The following is a 1,812-nucleotide window of genomic DNA, read 5'->3' as shown; positions in this document are numbered from 1 at the left end:
TTTCATAAATAAGTCTTACCAATTTCAATTTAATTTCCTACAATTAGCGTTATCAGGCAGGTAATTCACTAGATGTAGTGTTTTTTGTGGATTTAGGGCCTGGAGGCGCAAGAAAAAAGCGATGTTAGCTGTAACTAACATCGCCCCCTAGACTAAGCAAGCTTAACAAGGTACGCCCAGTCTAAACCAAAAGTATTTGGTAAAGGGTCTTGCAATGAAAAACCCTTTTTAAGGAGCGCATTGTGGCTACCAAAAAAGTTGCAACGACTGTGAATAAAAGTGCGGTAACAGGTCAGTTTGTCAGTCAAAAAACTGTACAAAAAAATCCTGGCACGACCTATAAGCAGACTGTTGTAAAGCAAGCAAAACCTAAGAAGTAACTAGGTTGGCAACCAGAGCAATCTGGTTGCCTTAATTGCTCAGTTTTATTGGAAAGACATCATTAGCGTAATTAATAAAAACTAGGCAAGGATATGACTGCGTTAAGCATTCATATTGGGTGTGTATATGGCAATCAACAAATCAACCGGCCCCAGAACTGAAAAAGGTAAAAAGGTCGTTTCACAAAACGCATTAAAGAGCGGGGTGTATGCGCGCGACATTGTGCTCCCGAACGAGAGCCTCGCTGATTTCGAGGTGCATCATCAGCGTTTTATCAATGACTTTAGGCCACAAGATATTGTTGCAAGTCAGTTAGTTCGGGACATGGCAGTCGTGGTGTGGAAGCGTATGAGACTTGAGCGCATTGAGAATAAAGTATTGACTGAGCTTTTGAATGCACCCTTACAGGAGGAAGAGGCGGTTGGTACTAAATACCTTTGGCGCAATGAAGTCGCAAGCATGGTTCATATAGTTCATTTACTGACTGATGAATATCTAGCAGAACTAGAGGGTGCACTTCAAAATGCAATCGAATTTCAGGAGTATCAGCTCAGCGATGAGGAGATTAGCGCGTTAGCAACAACAATCCCTATCTTGGATACGCTGTTAAATCTGAAATATCCCGATTATGAGTTGACTCCCAGCTATCAACTGTTGAGTGTTTATCCACGAAGTTTTAACTTGGGGCTTAGTGAAAATACCTCAACTCAAGAGATGCTGGAGATTGCAATTAAAGATATGCGTCAAAATCAGTGGTTAGGTGCGCACCGCGATGCGATCCTCAAGGAGTATGAGGCAGTGCGTAATCGTCGGCTCATGGCCTTTATGGAAAACGCCGGCACTAGTAGGGCATTTGATGATTTACGGCGTTCATTCTCAAAACTGTTGGCAGAGTACCGTCGTCATGAAGCCTGGCGTAGTGAGCGGCAAATGCTGGATATGGGAATGATTGAAAGTGCGCCAGCGTAGTTTTACAAAACAAACTCATTCTCATTTGGAGAGGGGTGGGCTGTGGAGTAGTGGTGGCCTTGCGCTTGCTAATGCCATATATCGGGTGGTTAATTGTGAGTGTTTAACCCTATTTTTTGCTGGTTTGTATTGCTCAATTTTCAAATATAATGTATAATTTGTATATACAACTTCATTGGGCTACAAATGAAAAATTTAATAACAAGTCAGTCAGTTTTAGATCATATTTGGGAAAAGCATCAGCTTAGAAGGGTTGACGTTGAGGAGTGCTTTTTGAATCATTTCGAGTCAAAATACATCGAAGATGACAGAACGAAAAATAAAACAAACCCGCCAACCTATTGGTTCATATCTGAAAATCACCAATCTGTTAGGTTGAAGGTGGCTTGTGTTTTTAAAGATGGGCATGTCTACTTGAAAACTGCTTATCCACCCAATGAAGTAGAATTGAGTATATACAAT

Annotated in this window: 3 protein-coding genes; all 3 read left to right on the top strand. The window is 41.2% G+C overall.

Annotation, left to right across the window (positions count from 1 at the left end):
* Nucleotides 1–242 precede the first annotated feature (242 nt).
* Entirely contained in the window at nt 243–380 is a 138-nt protein-coding gene (locus B7Y67_RS16970) for a hypothetical protein (protein WP_293599636.1), read from the top strand.
* Between the two features lie 127 nt (nt 381–507).
* Nucleotides 508–1,350, top strand: a complete 843-nt coding sequence (locus tag B7Y67_RS16965; protein ID WP_293599635.1) for a hypothetical protein — start codon at nt 508–510, stop codon at nt 1,348–1,350.
* 186 nt (nt 1,351–1,536) lie between these two features.
* Nucleotides 1,537–1,812: ADP-ribosyl-(dinitrogen reductase) hydrolase (locus B7Y67_RS16960; RefSeq protein ID WP_293599634.1), on the top strand; the 276-nt coding region annotated here is incomplete at its 3' end.

The organism is Polynucleobacter sp. 35-46-11 (assembly GCF_002281105.1).
The sequence above is the reverse complement of the archived record's forward strand: the minus strand, read 5'-3'. Positions and strand labels throughout refer to the sequence as shown.

Coding starts and splice junctions, on each gene's coding strand:
- B7Y67_RS16965 (WP_293599635.1), top strand. CDS start 508: ATGGCAATCAACAAATCAACCGGCCCCAGAACTGAAAAAGGTAAAAAG.